General features: G+C 62.9%; 15 protein-coding genes. 6 read left to right on the top strand and 9 right to left on the bottom strand.

Annotated features, from left to right (window positions below; translation table 11 throughout):
* Positions 1-18: 18 nt before the first annotated feature.
* The 6 genes from mapR to PVV54_RS11695 form a co-directional block, all read right to left on the bottom strand.
* Positions 19-1,428: a GntR family transcriptional regulator MpaR gene (gene mapR / locus PVV54_RS11670; protein WP_274910084.1), complete on the bottom strand. Its 1,410-nt coding sequence runs from the start codon at positions 1,426-1,428 to the stop codon at positions 19-21.
* Between the two features lie 39 nt (positions 1,429-1,467).
* Complete coding sequence (ccoG, locus tag PVV54_RS11675; protein ID WP_274910085.1) at positions 1,468-2,856, bottom strand: cytochrome c oxidase accessory protein CcoG; 1,389 nt, start codon at positions 2,854-2,856, stop codon at positions 1,468-1,470.
* Positions 2,857-3,546: 690 nt separating this feature from the next.
* On the bottom strand, positions 3,547-4,446 hold the full coding sequence (locus tag PVV54_RS11680; RefSeq protein WP_274910086.1) for a hydroxymethylglutaryl-CoA lyase: 900 nt from the start codon (positions 4,444-4,446) through the stop codon (positions 3,547-3,549).
* Positions 4,447-4,466: 20 nt separating this feature from the next.
* Complete coding sequence (locus PVV54_RS11685; RefSeq protein ID WP_274910087.1) at positions 4,467-4,865, bottom strand: MerR family transcriptional regulator; 399 nt, start codon at positions 4,863-4,865, stop codon at positions 4,467-4,469.
* Between the two features lie 177 nt (positions 4,866-5,042).
* Entirely contained in the window at positions 5,043-6,038 is a 996-nt protein-coding gene (locus tag PVV54_RS11690) for an IS110 family transposase (RefSeq protein WP_274907733.1), read from the bottom strand.
* 321 nt (positions 6,039-6,359) lie between these two features.
* On the bottom strand, positions 6,360-7,235 hold the full coding sequence (locus PVV54_RS11695; RefSeq protein WP_274910088.1) for a helix-turn-helix domain-containing protein: 876 nt from the start codon (positions 7,233-7,235) through the stop codon (positions 6,360-6,362).
* Between the two features lie 131 nt (positions 7,236-7,366).
* Here PVV54_RS11695 and pobA point away from each other — a divergent pair, with 131 nt between their 5' ends.
* Positions 7,367-8,554, top strand: coding sequence for a 4-hydroxybenzoate 3-monooxygenase (gene pobA / locus PVV54_RS11700; protein WP_274910089.1), 1,188 nt, complete (start codon positions 7,367-7,369; stop codon positions 8,552-8,554).
* A 49-nt stretch (positions 8,555-8,603) separates the two neighbouring features.
* Here pobA and xthA read toward each other — a convergent pair whose 3' ends face one another.
* Positions 8,604-9,416, bottom strand: coding sequence for an exodeoxyribonuclease III (gene xthA / locus PVV54_RS11705; RefSeq protein ID WP_274910090.1), 813 nt, complete (start codon positions 9,414-9,416; stop codon positions 8,604-8,606).
* Positions 9,417-9,580: 164 nt separating this feature from the next.
* Here xthA and PVV54_RS11710 point away from each other — a divergent pair, with 164 nt between their 5' ends.
* The 3 genes from PVV54_RS11710 to PVV54_RS11720 are packed head-to-tail and all read left to right on the top strand — an operon-like array spanning position 9,581 to position 15,699.
* The gene (locus PVV54_RS11710) at positions 9,581-10,234 is read left to right on the top strand and encodes a GNAT family N-acetyltransferase (protein WP_274910091.1); all 654 of its coding nucleotides are present in this window, start codon (positions 9,581-9,583) and stop codon (positions 10,232-10,234) included.
* Between the two features lie 51 nt (positions 10,235-10,285).
* Positions 10,286-12,028, top strand: a complete 1,743-nt coding sequence (locus tag PVV54_RS11715; RefSeq protein ID WP_274910425.1) for an autotransporter assembly complex protein TamA — start codon at positions 10,286-10,288, stop codon at positions 12,026-12,028.
* The gene (locus tag PVV54_RS11720; RefSeq protein ID WP_274910092.1) at positions 12,025-15,699 is read left to right on the top strand and encodes a translocation/assembly module TamB domain-containing protein; all 3,675 of its coding nucleotides are present in this window, start codon (positions 12,025-12,027) and stop codon (positions 15,697-15,699) included. Before PVV54_RS11715 ends, PVV54_RS11720 begins: the two co-directional genes overlap by 4 nt.
* Positions 15,700-15,735: 36 nt before the next feature.
* On the opposite strand, the gene PVV54_RS11725 is transcribed toward PVV54_RS11720, so the two are convergent.
* A complete protein-coding gene (locus PVV54_RS11725) occupies positions 15,736-16,116 on the bottom strand; it encodes a Mor transcription activator family protein (protein ID WP_274910093.1) in 381 nt (126 codons plus the stop codon).
* Between the two features lie 386 nt (positions 16,117-16,502).
* On the opposite strand from PVV54_RS11725, the gene PVV54_RS11730 reads away from it, so the two are divergent.
* Entirely contained in the window at positions 16,503-16,691 is a 189-nt protein-coding gene (locus PVV54_RS11730) for a hypothetical protein (RefSeq protein ID WP_274910094.1), read from the top strand.
* A 36-nt stretch (positions 16,692-16,727) separates the two neighbouring features.
* Here the strand turns inward: PVV54_RS11730 and PVV54_RS11735 are convergent, their stop codons facing one another.
* Positions 16,728-17,102 (bottom strand): fe2+ zn2+ uptake regulation protein, encoded by a 375-nt coding sequence (locus tag PVV54_RS11735; RefSeq protein WP_274910095.1) that lies wholly within the window; start codon positions 17,100-17,102, stop codon positions 16,728-16,730.
* Positions 17,103-17,304: 202 nt separating this feature from the next.
* Here PVV54_RS11735 and pvdQ point away from each other — a divergent pair, with 202 nt between their 5' ends.
* The gene (pvdQ, locus tag PVV54_RS11740; RefSeq protein WP_274910096.1) at positions 17,305-19,617 is read left to right on the top strand and encodes a bifunctional acylase PvdQ; all 2,313 of its coding nucleotides are present in this window, start codon (positions 17,305-17,307) and stop codon (positions 19,615-19,617) included.
* Positions 19,618-19,751: the final 134 nt, after the last annotated feature.

Below are 19,751 nucleotides of genomic sequence, written 5' to 3' on the forward strand. Positions count from 1 at the left end.
AGCGAGCAGTAACGCGCATCAGAAGGACTGGATAATCCTGCCCAGGGTTTCCATGGCATTCTCGGCCGTCTGGTTCCAGGGGCTGCCGTAGTTCAGGCGGATGCAGTGGCCAAAGCGTCGGGTAGGGGAGAAGATCGGCCCCGGCGCAATGCTGATGCCTTGGGCCAACGCCATGTGAAACAGCTTCAGGGCGTCTACCTGAGCCGGTAGCTCCAGCCACAGGAAGTAGCCGCCGGCCGGCTGGCTGACCCGGGTCTGGGCAGGGAAGTGTTTGGCAATGGCGGCCAGCATGTTGGCCTGCTGGCCTTCCAGGGCGTAGCGCAGTTTGCGCAAGTGGCGGTCGTAGCCACCGTGCTGCAGGTAGTCGGCGATGGCCGCCTGGGCAGGCATCGACGCACACAGCGACGTCATCAGCTTGAGCCGCTCGACTTTTTGCGCAAAACGCCCGGCAGCCACCCAGCCGATGCGGTAGCCCGGTGCCAGGCTTTTGGCGAACGAGCCGCAATGCATCACCAGGCCTTGGGTGTCAAAAGCCTTGGCCGGTTTTGGGGCCTGCTGGGCGTAGTACAGTTCGGCATAGACATCGTCTTCGATCAGCGGCACCTGGTGGCGGCGCAGCAGTTCGACCAGCGCCTGCTTCTTGGCCTCCGGCATGCTGGCGCCCACCGGGTTCTGGAAGTTGGTCATGCACCACACCGCCTTGACCGGATGCTTTTCCAGGGTTTGTGCCAGCACGTCCAGGTCCATGCCTTCGCGCGGGCTGACCGGGATTTCCACGGCCTTTAGCTTCAGGCGCTCCAGCACTTGCAGGCTGGCATAGAAGGCCGGTGCCTCGATGGCCACCAGGTCGCCCGGTTGAGTCACCGCCTGCAGGCACAGGTTCAAGGCTTCCAGCGCGCCGTTGGTGATCAGCAGCTCTTCCATGGGCAGCATCAGCCCGTTGACCATGTAGCGCAGGGCAATTTGCCTGCGCAGTTGCGGGTTGCCCGGTGACAGGTCGGTGACCACCATGCGCGGGTCCATGGCGCGGCTGGCACTGGCCAGTGAGCGGGCCAGGCGCTGCAGCGGGAACAGCGCCGGGCTGGGGAACGCCGAGCCGAAGGGCACGGTGTTGGGGTCTTTGATCGAGTCCAGAATCGAAAACACCAGGGCGCTGACGTCCACGTCGGTGGACTCGTTCACCGGTTCCAGGGTTTGCGGCTCGCTGAAGGTGCGCGGTGTGTGGGCATTGACGAAGTATCCCGAGCGCGGGCGCGCGCGGATCAGCCCGCGCCGCTCCAGCAGGTAATACGCCTGAAACACCGTCGACGGGCTGACGCCGTGAGTCTGGCTGGCATAGCGCACCGAAGGCACGCGCTCGCCGGGGCCCAGCACGCCGGAGCGGATCAGTTCGGCAATATCGTCGGCAAAGCGTTCGTAGCGTTTCATGGCGGCTCGGCAAGCAAGGTGAACAGTGAGTGTAAGGGATCAGCGATTGACCGGCGCCACGAAGCGGCTCTGGGCCACGCTGCGATTGGCCGGTTGATCAAGGCTCTGGACTTCGAAGGTGAGCGGTTGTGCGCTGCTGGCCTGGCGTTCGGCCAGCAGCGCCACCGACACCGGCACCTCGGCCATTTCGCCCGCCCCGATAACCAGCGCGGTGCGGCCCTGCAATGCATAGCCTTCGGCGGCCACTAGGCGCACTTGGTAGCGTTGGGTGTGTGCGGTCTTGTTGATGACCTTGAGCAGGTAGATGTTTTCGATCTGGCCTTGGGCGTTCTCCCGGAACAGGCCCCGATCCTTGATGACGTCCAGCGATACCATCGGGCGCAGTTGCAGCGCCACCACCAGCGCGCCGATCATCAGCAGCAAGGCCACGCCATAACCCAGCAGGCGAGGGCGCAGCCAGTGGGTAGTGCCGCCTTGCAGGCTGCGCTCGGACTTGTAACCGATCAGGCCGCGCGGGTAACCCATCTTGCCCATCACGTTGTCGCAGGCATCGATGCAGGCTGCACAGCCGATGCAGGCCATTTGCAGGCCCTGGCGGATGTCGATGCCGGTTGGGCAAACCTGCACGCACAGGGTGCAGTCGATGCAGTCGCCCAAGCCTTGTGCACGGGCATCGCTGCCTTTCTTGCGCGGGCCGCGTGCCTCGCCCCGGCGTGGGTCGTAGGCGACGGCCAGGGTGTCCTTGTCGAACATGACGCTCTGGAAGCGCGCATAGGGGCACATGTGCAGGCACACCGCTTCGCGCAGCCAGCCGGCATTGAGGTACGTGGCAGCGGTGAAGAACAGCACCCAGAACAAGGCCGTGCCGCCCAGCTCAAGGCTGAGCAGTTCCAGGGCAAGCGGCCTGATCGGGGTGAAGTAGCCGACGAAGGTCAAGCCGGTGGCAACACCAATGGCCAGCCACAGGGCATGCTTGAGCGTGCGGCGTGCAACTTTGTTCAGGCTCCAGGGCGCGGCGGCGAGGCGGATGCGTTGATGCCGTTCGCCCTCCGTGGCTTTTTCGCACCACATGAACAGCCAGGTCCACACGCTTTGCGGGCAACTGTAGCCGCACCACACCCTGCCGGCATACACGGTAATGGCAAACAGGCCGAAGGCAGCGATGATCAGCAAGCCCGAAAGCAGGATGAAATCCTGCGGCCAGAAGGTGGCGCCAAAAATATGAAACTGGCTGGTGGACAGGTCCCAAAGCACAGCTTGGCGGCCGTTCCAGTCGAGCCATGCGGTGCCGAAAAACAGCACGAACAGCATGCCCGCGAAACCGATGCGCAGGTTGCGGTACACACCTGAGAAACTGCGGGTGTGGATGCCGTTGTCGACACGCTGCTTGGGCGTGGCGATCTGGAGGGCGGGGATGGTGTCGTTCATGGCTCGCTGCTCGTCAGGCCTCGATCAGGCACGAGCACTATGGCGCAACCTCTGTTTTCAGCACAGGTTCAGGTTGAGCGACAAAAACCGTATCAGATTGCCCGGTGGCATTTGGGGAGGTGAGGAGGTGGGGAATGAACGGGGACTGCAGGAAGCACTGAGGGGAGCCGAAGCTCCCCTCAAAGACATTGTTGCCTGCTCTTTTTTATTATTGAAGACCGGCCATTTGTTGTTTTTGTCAGCCTGCCTTGGTGTTGCGGCGACCCCCATGCGGGGCCAAGAGCAAACGTATTTTTTTGAGCGCTGACCTGCTTTTATCAAACGATCCGAGCCTGGCGGCCGCTACCTTGAGGTAGTTTTATTGTTGTGTGCCAAGTCGCGGGGCGAACCCCTGAAAAGCCTGTCGACTCCAAAAAAATCTGCTTGCTACGCCTCTGCCGTGTTGTTCTTGTTATGTCAGAGCCGTTACCTGTTGTTTTTATTGGGTATCGCTTTTTATTGTTCTTGTACGAAAGATATAGCAGGTGCCGTGCCAACTTTTGAAAACCCTTTAAAATCAATGGCTTAGCTGTTTTGGCGAAAACGCGTCACCGTCAGAATCTGCCGATTTGTTTCCCTGTTACCCGATTTTTTGCTGGCAACTGTGAAGGCGGTAACACTCCGCCCACACGTGTGTGACAGCTGAGTGAATCAGCGCGCATTGCGCGCACGGGCTACTCGCGAGCCGTTGGCACGCCCCAGCACGTCACTGATGCGCTGCCCCGCGCCAATCAGGCGGTTCAGGTCGATACCGGTTTCGATGCCCAGGCCCTGCAGCAGGTACACCACGTCTTCCGTGGCGATATTGCCCGTGGCGCCCTTGGCATAAGGGCAGCCGCCCAGCCCGGCCACCGAACTGTCGAACACCGCGATGCCTTCGAGCAGGCTGGCATAGACATTGGCCAGTGCCTGGCCGTACGTGTCATGGAAGTGGCCCGCCAACTGCTCCCGTGGCACCACGGCCGAGACCACCTCGAACAGCCGACGCGTATCACCGGCCGTGCCGGTACCGATGGTGTCGCCCAGTGATACCTCGTAACAGCCCATCTCATGCAGGGCCTTGGCCACCGGGGCGACCTGCTCGGCGCGCACCTTGCCTTCATAGGGGCAACCCAGTACGCACGAGACATAGCCACGCACGCGCACGCCATGGCTGCGCGCAGCCGCCATGATCGGCTCGAAGCGCTGCAGGCTTTCGCTGACCGAGCAATTAATGTTGCGCTGCGAGAACGCTTCGGTGGCGGCGGCGAAAACGGCCACTTCCTTCACGCCCGCGGCCAGCGCATCCTCAAAACCACGCAGGTTGGGCGCCAGGGCGGCATAGGTTACCCCGGAGCGTTGCTGGATGCCGGCGAACACTTCGGCTGAACCGGCCATTTGCGGCACCCACTTGGGGGAAACGAAGCTGCCGACTTCGATGTAGGCCAACCCGGCCTCGGTCAGGTCATCGACCAGCCTTACCTTGTCGGCGACGCTGATGGGCTGTGCTTCATTCTGCAGGCCATCGCGGGGGCCGACTTCAACCAGGCGTACGTTAACGGGCAAAAGCATGGTGGGGTTCCTGTGGCGGGTCACGGTGCGGAGTGATTGTTCAACGTTGCTGCCAGCGCTTGCTCGCAGCGTTCCTGGGCGGTGTCCAGTTCCAGTTGCATCTGATGAATGTCGAGCATTTGCTGTTCAAGCTGGGCACGGCGTTCGGCGATTTTTGCCAACATGCTGTTGAGCTGCTTGAGGTTGCCGCTGGTGGGGTCGTACAGCTCGATCAGCTCGCGGCATTCGGCCAGGGAGAATCCGATGCGCTTGCCACGCAGGATCAGCTTCAGGCTGACCTTGTCCCGGGCAGAATAGATGCGCTCCAGGCCCCGGCGCTCCGGGCTGAGCAGGCCCTGTTCCTCATAGAAACGGATGGCGCGGGTGGTGATGTCCAGCTCGCGTGAGAGGTCGGAGATGCTGTAGGTCTGGCTGCTCATGCTTGGGCTCGAAGAGGGGAATGGGGGTATCGTGAGGGCAGGTTGACGTTTACGTCAAGAGGCGCCGCCCGCGCGGCGCATCGCGGATGAATCCGCTCCTACAGGCGAGCGCCAGGCAGGCACCCATGGCCTCACAGGTTCGGCACGTTGCAACAAATGTAGATACTCTGTTGGCGGTCAAGCTTTTCTCAGGTGTTCAGCGCTGAAAAGCTTGGCCGTATCAAATGGCTCATCTCCACGCATGCATGCCCAGATGCCTGTCAGGTACTTACGCATGACGGCAGCGATGGCCTGCATTTTCTTCTTGCCCCTGTTGACCAGCGACTCGTAAAAAGCCCTCGCATAAGGGTCGCAGCGCACCGCGGTCAAGGCAGGCATGTACATGGCTGCCCGCAGGTACGCATTCCCACTTTTGCCGAGTCTGCCGGGCTTATCAATGCTCGTCCCCGATTGTGTCTGTCGAACATCGAGTCCCGCGTGGCGAGCTACCTGCGAGGACTTGAGCATTTGAGGAAGGGTGGTCAGTTCAGCGAGTGCAGCAAGTGCCGAGACTTCTCCCATCCCGGGACCTGCAAGTAGCTGCTTGTACTGCCGAGTAAGCGTCGGACACTGGGCGATCAGCTCGCGACCTGCCTTACGGAAGCGCTCAATTCGATTATCCAGTGAAACAATCGCTTCCTCTTGATCCTCGATCAGCATCGACACGGTCGTAGCCGTTGCCTGTAATGCATGCAGCTCGTTTTTTGCCCTGGTGCGGTGTCCCACCAATCGATTGATATGTCGACCCAGAGCTCGCAGCTCAAGCTGCACAGGGTTTGGGGGTGTCCACAAGCGTGGTGTCATACGCTCGCCGTACTCGGACAGCAGTTGAGCATCTATTGCATCGGTCTTGCTGTTCACCAGCATCAGTTTGGCGAAATTGTGGAAGCTCTTGGGGTTGATCACTGAAACAGGGAGATCGGCCGCATGTAGCTCAAGGGCCAAGTCCAAGTAATAGATCCCGGTCGCCTCCATCACGATCGACTTGGGCTTGAGTGCCAGCAGCTTTTTTACTGCAGCCTTACGGCCTGCCGGTGTTTGAGCGATATCCCACTGACCGGCAGGACGCCCATCTTTGCGCACCCCGGCGATCGAAGTACGTGAGCCGATATCGAGACCAACCCAGACACTCATTCTTCCCCCTCCCAAGCGAGTTAGGTAACAATGGCCTCCGGTTCCCCGACCTCGAACTTCATGCCGCTGCAACCTTGTAATGCGAAGTCCGACTTGTCGGCTTCTCGATACTCTTCGTAGTGGGCAATGAGGCGGGGGGCCTCTCTACATACAAGGTCAGGGCCATCCCTGCCTTCAGGAGCGGTCGGCCTCCCCGGAAGTGCTTCTTCAGCCTGACGAGCATAACCACTCTCGCCAGGCCAGACACAACATACAAGGAGCGGATTCATCCGCGATGCGCCGCGCGATCTCCCAGGCACCTACCTTTTACCGACAACCACACTACCGCCCCAGCACCGATCGCCGATACCCATTGGGCGTTTGCCCACTCAGCCGCTTGAAGAACCGCGCAAAATAGGTTGGGTCACTGAACCCCAGGCTGTCGGAAAGCTGTCCGATGCTCATGCGCGTGTAAACCAGGTTACGCCGCGCCTCCAGCAGCAGCCGCTGATGGATCACCTGCAACGCGGTTTGCCCACTGAGTGCCCGGCACAGCTGGTTCAACTGCAGGCTGGGCACCTTGAGCCGCTCGGCAAAGGTTTCCACCGGCAGGTGCTCGCGGTAATGCGCTTCGACCAGGCGCAGAAACTGCCCGAGCAACTGGCGATCACGCTCATCGCGGTTGCGTGGCGCCTGGCCCGGCTGCTGGCGGCTGATCCACACCATCAGCGCGGTCACCAACGCTTCGAGCAAGGTAGCGCGCGCTGGCGCGTTACCCTGGTACTCCTGCTGCAACGTGTCGATCAGGCAGCGCAGGTGCAGGCGATCACTGCCGAGCGGGTAACAGGCTGCGTTGGTCAGCACACCCAGCGGCGTACCCAGGCGCTGTTCGAGTTCGGTCACCAGCGCGGTGCCGAACGTCAGCACATGCCCCTGGATGTCGGCGCTGAAGCGAAAGCCGTGCACGGTCAGCGGCGGCACTACCTGTATCGCTGCTTCATCCAGCGTGCTGCGTACCCCTTCGATTTCCACCTCAGCGTGGCCGCGCTGCACATACAACAGCTGGAACAGGTCCGCATGCTGGTGCGGCCTGATCTCCCAGTGGTGCAGGCGGCTGCGTGCCGGTATCGACTCACAGTGCAGCAAGTCGGTGCCGGGCCAGGCCTGGTTTTCACCATATAGCTGGAACAACGGGACGCCTTGGAGCGTGGATTTCATGCAGGCCTTACCTGTCCGTTAATCGAACGATTTTTATAAAAGTGCAGTTTTTGCATCGAATAGCACACTTATTTGGCCGCTCTAGCCCGTAAAAATGCAAGTGCAAACCCAAACAACAAGAGACAACAACAATGAAGACTCAGGTTGCAATCATCGGCGCCGGCCCGTCTGGCCTGCTGCTGGGCCAGTTGCTGCACAAGGCTGGCATCGACACCGTGATCCTCGAGCGGCAGACGCCTGAGTACGTCCTTGGCCGTATTCGCGCCGGCGTGCTTGAGCAAGGCACGGTCGACCTGCTGCGCGAAGCCGGTGTAGCCGAGCGTATGGACCAGGAAGGGCTCGTGCATGAAGGTGTCGAGCTGCTGGTGGGGGGGCGTCGCCAGCGCCTGGACCTTAAAGGCCTGACCGGTGGCAAAACCGTGATGGTGTATGGCCAGACCGAAGTCACCCGTGACCTGATGCAGGCACGCCAGGCCAGCGGTGCACCGATCATCTATTCGGCCAGCAACGTGCGCCCCCACGACCTCAAAGGTGAACGGCCCTACCTGACCTATGAAAAGGATGGCCAGCAGCAGCGCCTGGACTGCGACTACATCGCTGGCTGTGACGGCTTCCACGGCATCGCCCGGCAGAGCATCCCCGACGGCGTGCTCAAGCACTATGAACGGGTGTACCCGTTCGGCTGGTTGGGCCTGCTGGCCGATACCCCGCCGGTCAACCATGAGCTGATCTACGCCCACCACAGGCGCGGTTTCGTACTGTGCAGCCAGCGCTCGCAGACGCGCAGCCGCTACTACCTGCAAGTGCCGCTGGAGGAACGGGTGGAAAACTGGCCCGACGAGCGCTTCTGGGATGAGCTGAAGGCGCGCTTGCCGGACGATGTCGCCACACGCCTGGTCACCGGCCCATCACTGGAAAAAAGCATTGCCCCGCTGCGTAGCCTGGTGGTCGAGCCCATGCAGTACGGGCACCTGTTCCTGGTGGGTGACGCTGCGCACATCGTGCCGCCCACCGGCGCGAAGGGGCTGAACCTGGCGGCCTCCGACGTCAACTACCTGTACCGCATCCTGGTCAAGGTCTACCGCGAAGGGCGCACCGACCTGTTGCAGCAGTATTCGCCGCTGGCATTGCGTCGCGTGTGGAAAGGGGAGCGCTTCAGCTGGTTCATGACCCAGTTGCTGCACGACTTTGGCGAACACAAGGATGCCTGGGACCAGAAGATGCAGGAAGCCGACCGGGAGTATTTCCTGTCGTCGACGGCTGGGCTTACGAACATCGCCGAGAACTATGTCGGGTTGCCCTTCGAAGAAGTGATTTAGACAGCAGGCACCTGTGAGCGCATGCGCTCACAGGCCGGCAGCAGGGGTATCAGCTCAGTTCCAGCCAGATGGGCGCATGGTCTGAAGGCTTTTCCATGCCGCGCAGTTCGTAATCCACCCCGGCGGCCTTGATGCGAGGTACCAGTGCCTGGGAGGCCATGATCAGGTCGATGCGCAGGCCGCGCTTGGGCTCGTCCTCGAAGCCGCGGCTGCGGTAGTCGAACCAGCTGAAGCGGTCTGCCACCTCCGGGTGCAGGTGGCGGAAGCTGTCCACCAGGCCCCAGCCCTTGAGGCGCTCCATCCATTCGCGCTCTTCCGGCAGGAAGCTGCACTTGCCGGTTTTCAGCCAGCGCTTGGCGTTGTCCGGGCCAATGCCGATGTCGCAGTCCTGGGGCGAGATGTTCATGTCGCCCATCACCAGCAGCGGCTGGTCGGTCTTGAACTGGGTTTCCAGCAGGGCCTGCAGGTCGGTGTAGAAGCGCTGCTTGGCGGGGAACTTGGTGGGGTGGTCGCGGCTTTCGCCCTGCGGGAAGTAGCCGTTCATGATGGTAATCGGCGTGCCGTCGGCATCGGCGAAGGTGCCCCAGATGAAGCGCCGCTGGGCGTCTTCTTCGTCGGTTGCAAAGCCTTTGAACAGGCTCAATGGCGCCTGGCGCGACAGCAGGGCGACGCCGTAGTGGCCCTTCTGGCCGTGGTAGTGCACGTGGTAGCCCAGCGCCTGGACGTCGGCCAACGGGAACTGATCGTCGCTGACTTTGGTTTCCTGCAGGCCGATGACGTCTGGCTGGTGCTTGTCGATCAGCGCCGCCAGCTGGTGCGGGCGCGCCCGCAGGCCGTTGATGTTGAAACAGACAATCTTCATGGAAAGACGATCCTGGTAAAAGGCCGGATGCTAGCCGACATCGGCCCTCATCACCAGCATGGCGGCATCGCCTGGGCACTGCTAACGTGCAGTCAACGGGGTGAACGATGCGCAGTGGTGCACCTCCAAGGCTGTAGATGCCACTTCCAGGAGGACTGCCCGCAATGCCCGAAGCCGCCACTGCCGCCCAGGCCCGTATCTGCTCGCTCGATGACGGCTACAGCCGTGAGGCGCGCTCTTTGCTGTACAACGCTTACCGCCACGAGCCCACCTTCGCCTACATTTTCGAAGCCCAGCGCCCCGGTTATGAACGGCGCTTGCGCGTGATGGTGCGCGAGTGGGTGCGTCAGCACTTCTACCTGCAACTGCCCGCCATCGGCCTGCTGCTGGACGATCGCCTGATTGCGTTGGCGCTGATCGTGCCGCCGCAGCGGCGGCTCGGGGTGGCCGACAGCTGGGCCTGGCGCCTGCGCATGTGGCTGGGCACCGGCCAGCGCTGCACCCGGCGCTACATGGACTATCAGGCCGCATTGGCCAGCTGCCTGCCCAGTGGCCAGGTGCACATGCTGCCACTGCTGGGCGTACACCCGCAGTTTCGTGGCCAGCATTACGGCGAGCAGTTGTTGCAAGCGGTGCACGACTGGTGCGCCGAAGACCCGAACACCCAAGGCGTGGTGCTGGACTCGGGCAACGAGCACTACCTGGCGTTTTACCAGCGTCAGGGCTATGAGGAAATCGGCGAGGTAGCTGTAGGGCCAATCCGCGAAAGGGTGTTCTTTCACCCGAACCCGACGTCGTCGATGCCGACAATTGCCTGAAGGGGCGCCAGACGGCTCCCTTGACCGCCTGGCTCTGGTAGCATGCGCCGCATGACGTATTCAGGAAGATTAAGCTGGGGCCTGGTTTTCTGGGCCGCCAGTTTCGCAGCATGGGGCCAGAGCGAGTTGCTGGTGCAGGTAAAACCGGCCAACAAAGCGCTCAAGGCGAATGTCGAAGGTTACATCGGCACCCTGGGGGACCGCGACGAAGAAGCGCTGCTGCGCTTCAGCCGCGGGGCGCAGGAGCAGACGCGCAAGGCCGCGCAGGCACTTGGCTATTACCAGGCGCAGATCGACACCGAGGTCAAACCGCCCACCAAGGCCGACCAACCCCCGCAACTGATCATTCACATCGAACCCGGCGAGCCGGTGCGCCTGCGCAACGTGAGCGTGCGTATCGAAGGCCCGGCCAGCGAAATGAAAGCCTTTCGCGTGCCTGACAGCAAAGCCTTGCGGGCCGGCGAGCCCCTCAACCATGGGCTCTACGAAGATGCCAAGCGGCTGATCCAGAACCAGGCGTCGCGGTACGGCTTCTTCAGCGGACGCTTCAGCCGCCAGCGCCTGGCCGTGGACCCCCAGGCCGGTGTGGCCGACATCGAGCTGGTTTACCAAAGCGGCCCACGCTACCGGCTGGGCGCCGTGAAGTTCAGTGGCGACACACCGCTGGACGAGGACCTGCTGCAACGCATGGTCTCGTTCAAGCCGGGTACTCCGTATGATTCAGAGCTGGTTGCCGAACTCAACAACGACCTGCAATCCAGCGGCTATTTCGAAGGCGTGCGGGTGGATGCCGCACCCACTGCCGCCGTGGCCGAAGAAGTGCCGGTGGATGTGCACCTCGACACCCGCAAACCCCGCACCATGGGTTTGGGCCTTGGCTTTTCCACCGACGTCGGCCCGCGTGGCAAGGCCAACTGGACCCGCCACTGGGTCAACCCCCAGGGCCACAGCTACGGTTGGGAAACCGAACTGTCCGCCCCCCGGCAAAACGTCGGCCTGTGGTACGACATACCCCTCGATCCGCCGCTCACCGACAAGCTGCGTTTTGCCGGCGGTTATCAAAACGAAGAAATCGCTGGCACCGATACCCTCAGCAAGCTGCTCACCGTCGGCCCGGAATGGCACAGCAAGCTGCCCAGCGGCTGGCAGCGGGTGATCTCGCTCAAGTACCAGCGTGAAGAATACCGGTTGGGGGATGACTCTGGCCTGAGCAACCTGTTGATGCCGGGCGTGAGTTTTTCGTACCTGCGCAGTGACAACCGCATCGACCCGCACAATGGCTACCGCTTGCAGTTCGATACCCAGGTGGCCAAGGAAGGGCTGGTGTCGGACACCAACCTGCTGCACGGCAACGTGCTGCTCAAAGGCCTCACCACCCTGGGGCACAACCACCGCTTTTTGGGGCGTGTGCAGTTCGGCGGCAGCGCCACTAACGGCTACAAGAACAACATCCCGCCCTCGCTGCGCTTCTTTGCCGGTGGCGATCAGAGCGTGCGCGGGTACGACTACCAGACGCTGTCACCCAAGAACAGCGACGGTGACCGCATCGGTGGCCGTTACCTGGTGGCGGGCAGTGTCGAGTACCAGTACTCACTGACCGAGAAGTGGCGGGTGGCAACCTTTGTCGACCAGGGCAACGCCTTCAACACCCTTGAGCTGCCGAGCCTTAAAACCGGTGTCGGCTTCGGTGTGCGCTGGGTATCGCCGGTCGGGCCACTGCGCCTGGACCTGGCCAAAGCGCTTGATGACGACGGCGGTATTCGCCTGCACTTCTCCATGGGGCCCGAGCTGTGATGCGTGTGTTCAAATTCATTGTGGCGGGCGTGCTGGGCAGTGTGCTGCTGGTGGTGCTGGCGTTGGGGGTATTGGTGGGTACCGAGGGCGGCAGCCGCTGGGCCTTGGGGCGCGTGCCGGGGCTGGATGTTGCCGATTTTCAAGGGCGTTTGGCGGGCCAGTGGCAAGCCAGCCGCTTGACCTGGGTGGACGGTGGCAGCCGCGTCGAGGTGCAGGCCCCGCTGCTGAACTGGTCGCCCGCCTGCTTGCTGCGGGCTACGCTGTGTATTGACCAGTTGCATGCCCAGCGCATCGACATGGCCTTCGCGCCAAGCGACCAACCGGCCGAAAGCGGGCCTGTGCAATTGCCTGCGTTGCGGCTGCCGATCGCCATCGAGGTGGGCGACGTTCAGCTCGGCCAGTTGCGCCTGGATGGCAGTGACTTGCTCGGCGACCTGCACCTGGCGGCACACTGGACGGCCAACGGGCTGCGTATCGACAGCCTGCAGCTGCAGCGTGATGACCTGCGCTTGAGCGTGCAGGGCGAAGTTCAGCCTGAGGGCGACTGGCCGACGCAGCTGCAGGGCCAGGTACAGTTACCTGCCGTGGATGGGCAAACCTGGCAGTTGGCTTTGACCGCCAAGGGTGAATTGCAAAAGACCCTCGAACTCGATGCCACCAGCAGTGGTTACCTCAATGCACAGCTGACCGGCGAGCTGCAAGCCTTGGCCGAGCACTTGCCCGCCAAATTGCTGATTCGCTCGCAAGCCTTCAAGCCCACGGCATCGCTGCCTGATACCGTGCAGTTCAACCAGCTCGTGCTGCAGGCCCAGGGCGACCTGAGCAAGGGCTATCAATTGACTGGCAGAGCCAGCCTGCCCGCGGAGCAGTCTCCCGTCCTGCTGGCCCTGGCGGGTAAGGTTGATGCAAAGGGGGCAAAACTGGATGCCCTGGACCTGACGGCCAGCGACACCCAGCACCTCAAGTTGCAGGCCACAGCCGACTGGCAAAATGGCCTGGCCGCCGACGCACAAATCGACTGGCAGGACTTCCCGTGGCTGCGGCTTTACCCGCTGGAATCGCCGCCACAAGTCACGCTCAAACGCTTCAACGCCAAGGTGCAGTACCGTGACGGCAATTACACAGGCGACTTCAGCGGCGACCTCGACGGCCCGGCAGGCGCGTTCAGCCTGGCCAGCCCCTTCGAGGGCGACCTGCAGCAGGCGCGTCTGCCCCAGCTGGCGCTGACGGCGGGGCAGGGCAAGGCTGCCGGCAGCGTCGCCGTGCGTTTTGCCGACACCCTGGCCTGGGACGTCGATTTGCAACTGTCGGCGCTAGACCCCGCCTACTGGCTGGCCGAACTGCCCGGCACCCTGGCCGGCCCGTTGCGCAGTAAAGGCGAAATGAAAGGTGACCAGCTGACCCTTGATGCACAACTAGACCTCAAGGGCCGCCTGCGCGGCCAGCCCGCGCTGCTGAAAGTGGACGCCCAAGGGGCAGGGCAGGCCTGGACCCTCGGCACCCTCGCCGTGCAACTGGGTGACAACCGCATCACCGGCAGCGGCAGCCTGCAACAACGCCTTGCCGGGCGCATCGACCTTGACTTGCCGCGCCTGGGCCAGTTATGGCCCCGGCTGCAGGGCCAAGTGAAGGGCCGGCTGGACGCAAGCGGCACGCTCGATAAACCGCAAGGCACCCTGACCCTGCAAGGCCAGCAGCTGGCCCAGGCAGAAAACCGCATTCAACGCCTCGACCTGGATGCGCAGCTGGACAGCGCCCAGCGGGCTGTAATCGACCTCAAGGCCAACGGCATCCGCCTGGGTGAAACCGCGCTTGGTACGCTGCAGGCCAACGGCAAGGGCGATATCCGCCAGCAGGCGCTGACGCTGGCGCTGGACGGCCCGCAGCTCAAGCTGGACCTCGGCCTGGACGGCCAGCTGGCCAAAGGCGACTGGCGAGGCCGCCTGGCCAGTGGCCGCATCCAGGCCGGCGGCCAGGACTGGCAATTGCAAGCCCCGGCCCGCCTGCAGCGGCTGGCCAGCGGCCAACTGGACTTCGGCGCCCACTGCTGGCGCTCGGGCCAGGCCAGCCTGTGCGGCGAGGACCAACGCCTGGCACCGGAGCCGCGCTTGCGCTATCACCTCAAGCAATTCCCGTTGGACAGCCTGGCCCAATGGCTGCCCAAAGATTTCGCCTGGCAAGGGTTGCTCAATGCCGACATCAACCTGGATATCCCCGCCAGCGGCCCCAAGGGCACGGTCAGCGTCGATGCCAGCGGTGGCACCTTGCGGGTGCGCGACAACGGTCGCTGGGTGGACTTCCCCTATCAGGCACTGCGGTTGGACAGCACCCTGGCGCCGCGTCGCATCGACACCCGGCTCAATTTCCGTGGCGAACGCCTGGGCGAGCTAAGCCTCAATACCCGCCTGGACCCGTTGGGCAAGGACAAACCGCTGTCGGGTGACTTCCGGCTTGCCGGCCTGGACCTGTCCATCGCTAGGCCGTTCGTGCCCATGGTCGAACGCCTGGCCGGGCAGTTGAATGGCAGTGGCCAGCTGACCGGCACCTTGCTGGCTCCCAAGGTCAACGGCAACCTGGCGCTCAGCGGGGGAGAAGTCAGTGGCGCCGAGCTGCCGGTAAGCTTGCACGACCTGTCGTTGCAGGCGCTGATTGCCGGCGAACAAGTACAGCTCAACGGCGGTTGGCGCAGCGGCGACGCGGGCCGCGGCCAGTTGAGCGGCAACCTCACCTGGGGCCAGGCACTGGGCATGGACCTGCGCCTGCAAGGGCAACAGTTGCCAGTGGCCGTAGAACCCTACGCAGCCCTTGAAGTCGCCCCCGACCTGACCCTGCGCCTGATCGACGACAAGCTGGCGGTCACCGGCAAGGTACTGGTGCCCAAAGGCAAGATCACCGTGCGCGAACTGCCCCCGTCCACGGTAAAGGTGTCGGACGATACCGTCATCGTTGGCCACCAGACCGAAGAGGGTAAACCGCCCATGGCAATGGCCATGGACATCGACGTGATCGTGGGCCAGGAAAAACTCGCCTTCAGCGGTTTTGGCCTGACCGCCAACCTGCTCGGGCGCGTGCACATTGGCGACAACATGGACACCCGTGGCGAGTTGAGCCTGGCCGATGGCCGGTACCGCGCCTATGGCCAGCGCCTGACCATCCGCCGCGCACGCCTGCTGTTCGCCGGCCCCATCGACCAGCCGTATCTGGATATTGAAGCCATTCGCCAGGTCGATGACGTGATTGCCGGCATCCGCCTCAGCGGCAGCGCCGAGCAACCCACCACCAAAGTGTTCTCGGAGCCGGCCATGAGCCAGGAGCAGGCGCTGTCGTACCTGGTGCTTGGGCGCCCGCTCGGCAACTCGGGGGAAGACAACAATATGCTGGCCGAGGCCGCCCTTGGCTTGGGCTTGGCGGGCAGCGCCGGCATCACCGGCAGCCTTGCGTCGAGCCTGGGGATTGATGATTTCCAGCTGGACACCGAGGGTTCCGGCAACTCCACCAGCGTGGTGGCCAGTGGCAACCTGACGGAGAAACTCAGCCTGCGTTACGGGGTGGGGGTGTTCGAGCCAGCCAATACCATCGCGCTGCGTTACAAGCTCAGCAAGAAGGTTTACCTGGAGGCGGCCAGCGGGTTGGCCAGTTCGCTGGACATCTTCTACAAACGCGACTTCTGAAACGGCCGCCGCCAGCGGCGGCCGGTGCGTCTGCCGTCAGCGGGTGCAATGCTCCTGGCGGCGGATGTTGCCGATCTGCCGCAGGCTCAGGCCGTACTTGTCAGCCAGCAGGCTGCGTGACAGCCCGTCGGCACTTTCTTTCTGGATTTGCAGGTTGCGCAGCTGGCGCATGAAGTGGTCCGCCTTGGGGATTTCCAGCGCCACACCGGCAAAGCGCTTGATCAGGGCGTCGAGCGCCATAGGCGGAAGCACGTCGGCGAGTTTGGTGCGTTCACGGTGCTTTGGGATGTACTTGGGCCTGCCACCGTAGGCGCAGGTCAGCTGGTAGGCGTGTTCAATACCGATGCATTCAATCAGTGCCTGCAGCGAATGCGGCAGTTGGCTGACGTCGATGGATGTGAGATCTGGCAATTCCATGTGTAGCTCCCTCGCGGTAGTTGGGACGCGATGCTGTGAAAATCCGTCATGGTCGGATGACATGTGCCAGCGGCGTCGTGTCGTTGGCATGGGTGGATTTTCAGTGAGCAGGGAACACTGTCGCTAGGCGCCAAGTGGCTCGGTTGTTGTAGTTTCTGTGAACACGTTTTGCAGGCAGTGATTGCCTTTTGCGTAGGAAAGTTCTTCACGGCTAGCATTTGAGCCTTGATTTGCCGCATTGCACGCTTCTGAAGGGCGCATCAATGGCGCGCACCCCATTCGGGAATTGGCAAGCAGGAAATGCAGCGCCGGTGGCCGTGGGCGTTGTATGATTGCGGCGGCTCGTTGCGAGCCCTTTTGCCCCTGATGTAGCAAGGAATTCTTTCATGACACACGTGCAGCGCCTCAAATACTCCGTTTTGATCATCCTGGTGGTGTTGGGCCTGATGCTGGGCCTGTCCCACCTGCAGAAGGAGGGTACGATCAGTGAGCAGACCTTCCAGATTCTGGCCATTGCCATTGCCGTGGTGGTCGTGGTGATCAACGGGATCTTGCGGCGCAAGGTCAAGCCTTGATGCAAGCAGGCCGGCCAGCCTTGGCCGGCCAGGCACTCAGCGTGCGGCGGGTTGCTCCAGCACCGCACGCGCTTGCGGGTTGAGGCTGTAACACTTGTCACTGCCCAAGGTGATCACGCCTTCGGTGCACAGCCGCTTGAGCACTTCGCGCACGCTCAGAAACGACAGCGGAATGTCCAGCTGTTCCAGCTGCGCGTGCACGCCGCGCACGCCAATGCTGCGGCCGCTGCGGTCGGCGGCATGCAGTGCGTCGATCACCTTCAGGCGGATCAGGCTGGTGCGCAGGCCATAGGTGCGCAGCAGCTCACGGATCTGTTCGTTACCGAGGCGCTCGTCCCCGCCGGTGTTTTGCCCGTTGGCCACCTGGGCCGGGGCTTGCCCGGTCTGCATCGAAGGTTGCGGGTTGTACATTGCGAATGCTCCTTTTCGTGGACTGTCCCGAAATATGGGTGGCTCACTTACTAGGACGAATGAGAACGGCAAATCTGCAGCCTTTATTTAAAAAAAATGCCTCGTGTTGTTGTTTAAGACGAATGCGGGGCCAGGCCTGCGTAAAATTTTCATGCAGCCATTCGTCTGAATCGGGAATGACCCCCGAATCCGAGGAGTGCCCGTGTTGCCATTTTCGCGTTCCCTGACCTGCGCCGGCCTGGCCGCCGCACTGGTCGCCACCAGCTTCGCCGCGCAAGCGCTTGAAACCGGCGCTGATGCCAGCGCGCAAATCCGCCGCACCAGTTTTGGCGTACCGCACATCGTGGCCAAGGACGAGCGAGGGCTGGGCTACGGCATCGGCTACGCCTATGCCCAGGACAACCTGTGCCTGCTGGCCAATGAAGTGCTGACGGTCAACGGCGAGCGTTCGCGCTATTTCGGGCCCAGGGGCAAAACCGTCGAGCAGCGTGACAACCTCGCCAGTGACCTGTTCTTTACCTGGCTCAACTCGCCCGAGGCGGTGAGTGCCTACCTGCAGGCGCAGCCCGAACAGGTGCGCAACCTGCTGGACGGTTATGCCAGCGGTTTTAACCGTGCCTTGGGCGAGCGCCGCAGCCAGGGGTTGCCGCCCGAGTGCGGGGATGGCCAATGGGTGCGGGCCATCACCAGCCAGGACCTGATCAAACTGACCCGCCGGCTACTGGCCGAAGGTGGCGTTGGCCAGTTCATCGACGCCTTGGCCGGCGCACAGCCGCCGCAGCTTGCCAGCCAGCAGGCGACGCCAGCCTTCGACGTGGCCCTGGCGCAACAGCAACGCTTTGCATCCGAGCGCGGCAGCAACGCCGTGGCCGTAGGCGCGCAACGCTCGGCCAATGGCCGTGGCCTGCTGTTGGCCAACCCGCACTTCCCGTGGATGGGCGGCATGCGCTTCTACCAGATGCAGCTGACCATCCCTGGCCAGCTGGACGTCATGGGCGCGGCGCTGCCGGGCCTGCCGATGGTCAACATCGGCTTCAACCGCCACCTGGCCTGGACCCACACGGTCGACACCTCGAAGCATTTCACCCTGTACCGCCTGCAACTGGACCCCAAAGACCCGACTCGCTACCTGCTTGATGGCCAGTCTCTGCCTCTTGCCCGGCAGGCAGTCAGCGTGACGGTCAAAGCCGAGGACGGCACCCTGAGCCAGGTCGAGCGGCAGGTGTACAGCTCGAAGTTCGGCCCGGTGGTGCAGTGGCCAGGCCGCCTTGACTGGACCCGCGAGGCTGCCTTCAGCCTGCGCGATGCCAACCTGGACAACACCCGCGTGCTGCAGCAGTGGTACCGCATCAACCGGGCCGACAGCCTGGAGGCACTCAAGAGTTCCATCAAGCAATTGCAGGGCATCCCGTGGGTCAACACCCTGGCAGTGGATGCGGCCGGCAAGTCGCTGTACCTGAACCAGTCCGTGGTGCCTTACGTGGACCAGGCCCTGCTCAGCCAGTGCAGCAACCCGGCCATGCAAGGGCCGCTGGTGGTGCTGGACGGCTCGCGCAGCGCCTGCCAGTGGAAGGTTGATGCACAAGCCGCGCAGCCAGGCATTTTCCCAGCGCACATGCTGCCCAGCCTTGAGCGCAGCGATTTCGTGCAAAACTCCAACGACCCGGCCTGGCTGGCCAATCCGGCCCAGCCATTGACCGGCTACTCACCGTTGATCAGCCGCAACGACCAGCCGCTGGGCATGCGCGGGCGTTATGCCCTTGAACGCCTGCAAGGCACTGCACGCATTGGCGTGGACGACCTGCAGCGCATGGTGTTCGATGATGAGGTGTACCTGGCCAGCCTGGTGCTGCCAGACCTGCTGCAGTGGTGCAAGGGCGCCGAGGCCGACCTCAAAGGCCTGTGCGCCAGCCTGGCCGCCTGGAACGGCAAGGCAGACCTCGACAGTGGCATCGGCCTGGTGCACTTCAAGAACATTTTCGAGGCCCTGGCGGCAAACCCTAAAGCCTGGCGCGTGGCCTTCAACCCCGAAGACCCGCAGCACACCCCGCGTGGCCTGGCGGTGGAGCAGGCGGTGGTGAGCAAGCTGGTGCGTGAAGCAGCGCTGGCTTCGTTGCAGCAAGTGGCCAAGGCCGGTGTGGAGGAGGGGGCACGTTGGGGCCAGATTCAGCAATCGGCTGATGGCACCCCGGTACCGGGCGGGCCGCAAGGGCTGGGCGTGTACAACGCGATCTACAGCGTGCCAAGCGGGCCGGGCAAACGGCTGGTGGTCAGTGGCACCAGCTACTTGCAGCTGGTCAGCTTTACCGATCAAGGGCCGCAGGCGCGTGGGTTGCTGGCGTTTTCACAGTCCAGCGAAACCGGTTCGGCGCACAGCAGTGACCAGACCAAGGCGTTTTCGGCCAAGCAGCTGGCGCCAATCCCGTTCACCGACGCGCAGATCAAGGCCGATCCGGAGTACCGGCAGTATGTGATCAGCGAGCGGGACAAGGGGGTTGTGGCAAGCCAGCCGTAAGCCTGTAACGGCCCTTTCGCGGCTAAAGCCGCTCCCACAGGGATTGCGCATGCCTGTAGGAGCGGATTTATCCGCGAACACCGGCAAGGCCGGTGCCATCCACCGCGTCGCCTGCATCACGGTGGTCCGACGTC

Origin of the sequence: Pseudomonas sp. PSKL.D1 (assembly GCF_028898945.1) — a bacterium.
Lineage (GTDB): Bacteria > Pseudomonadota > Gammaproteobacteria > Pseudomonadales > Pseudomonadaceae > Aquipseudomonas.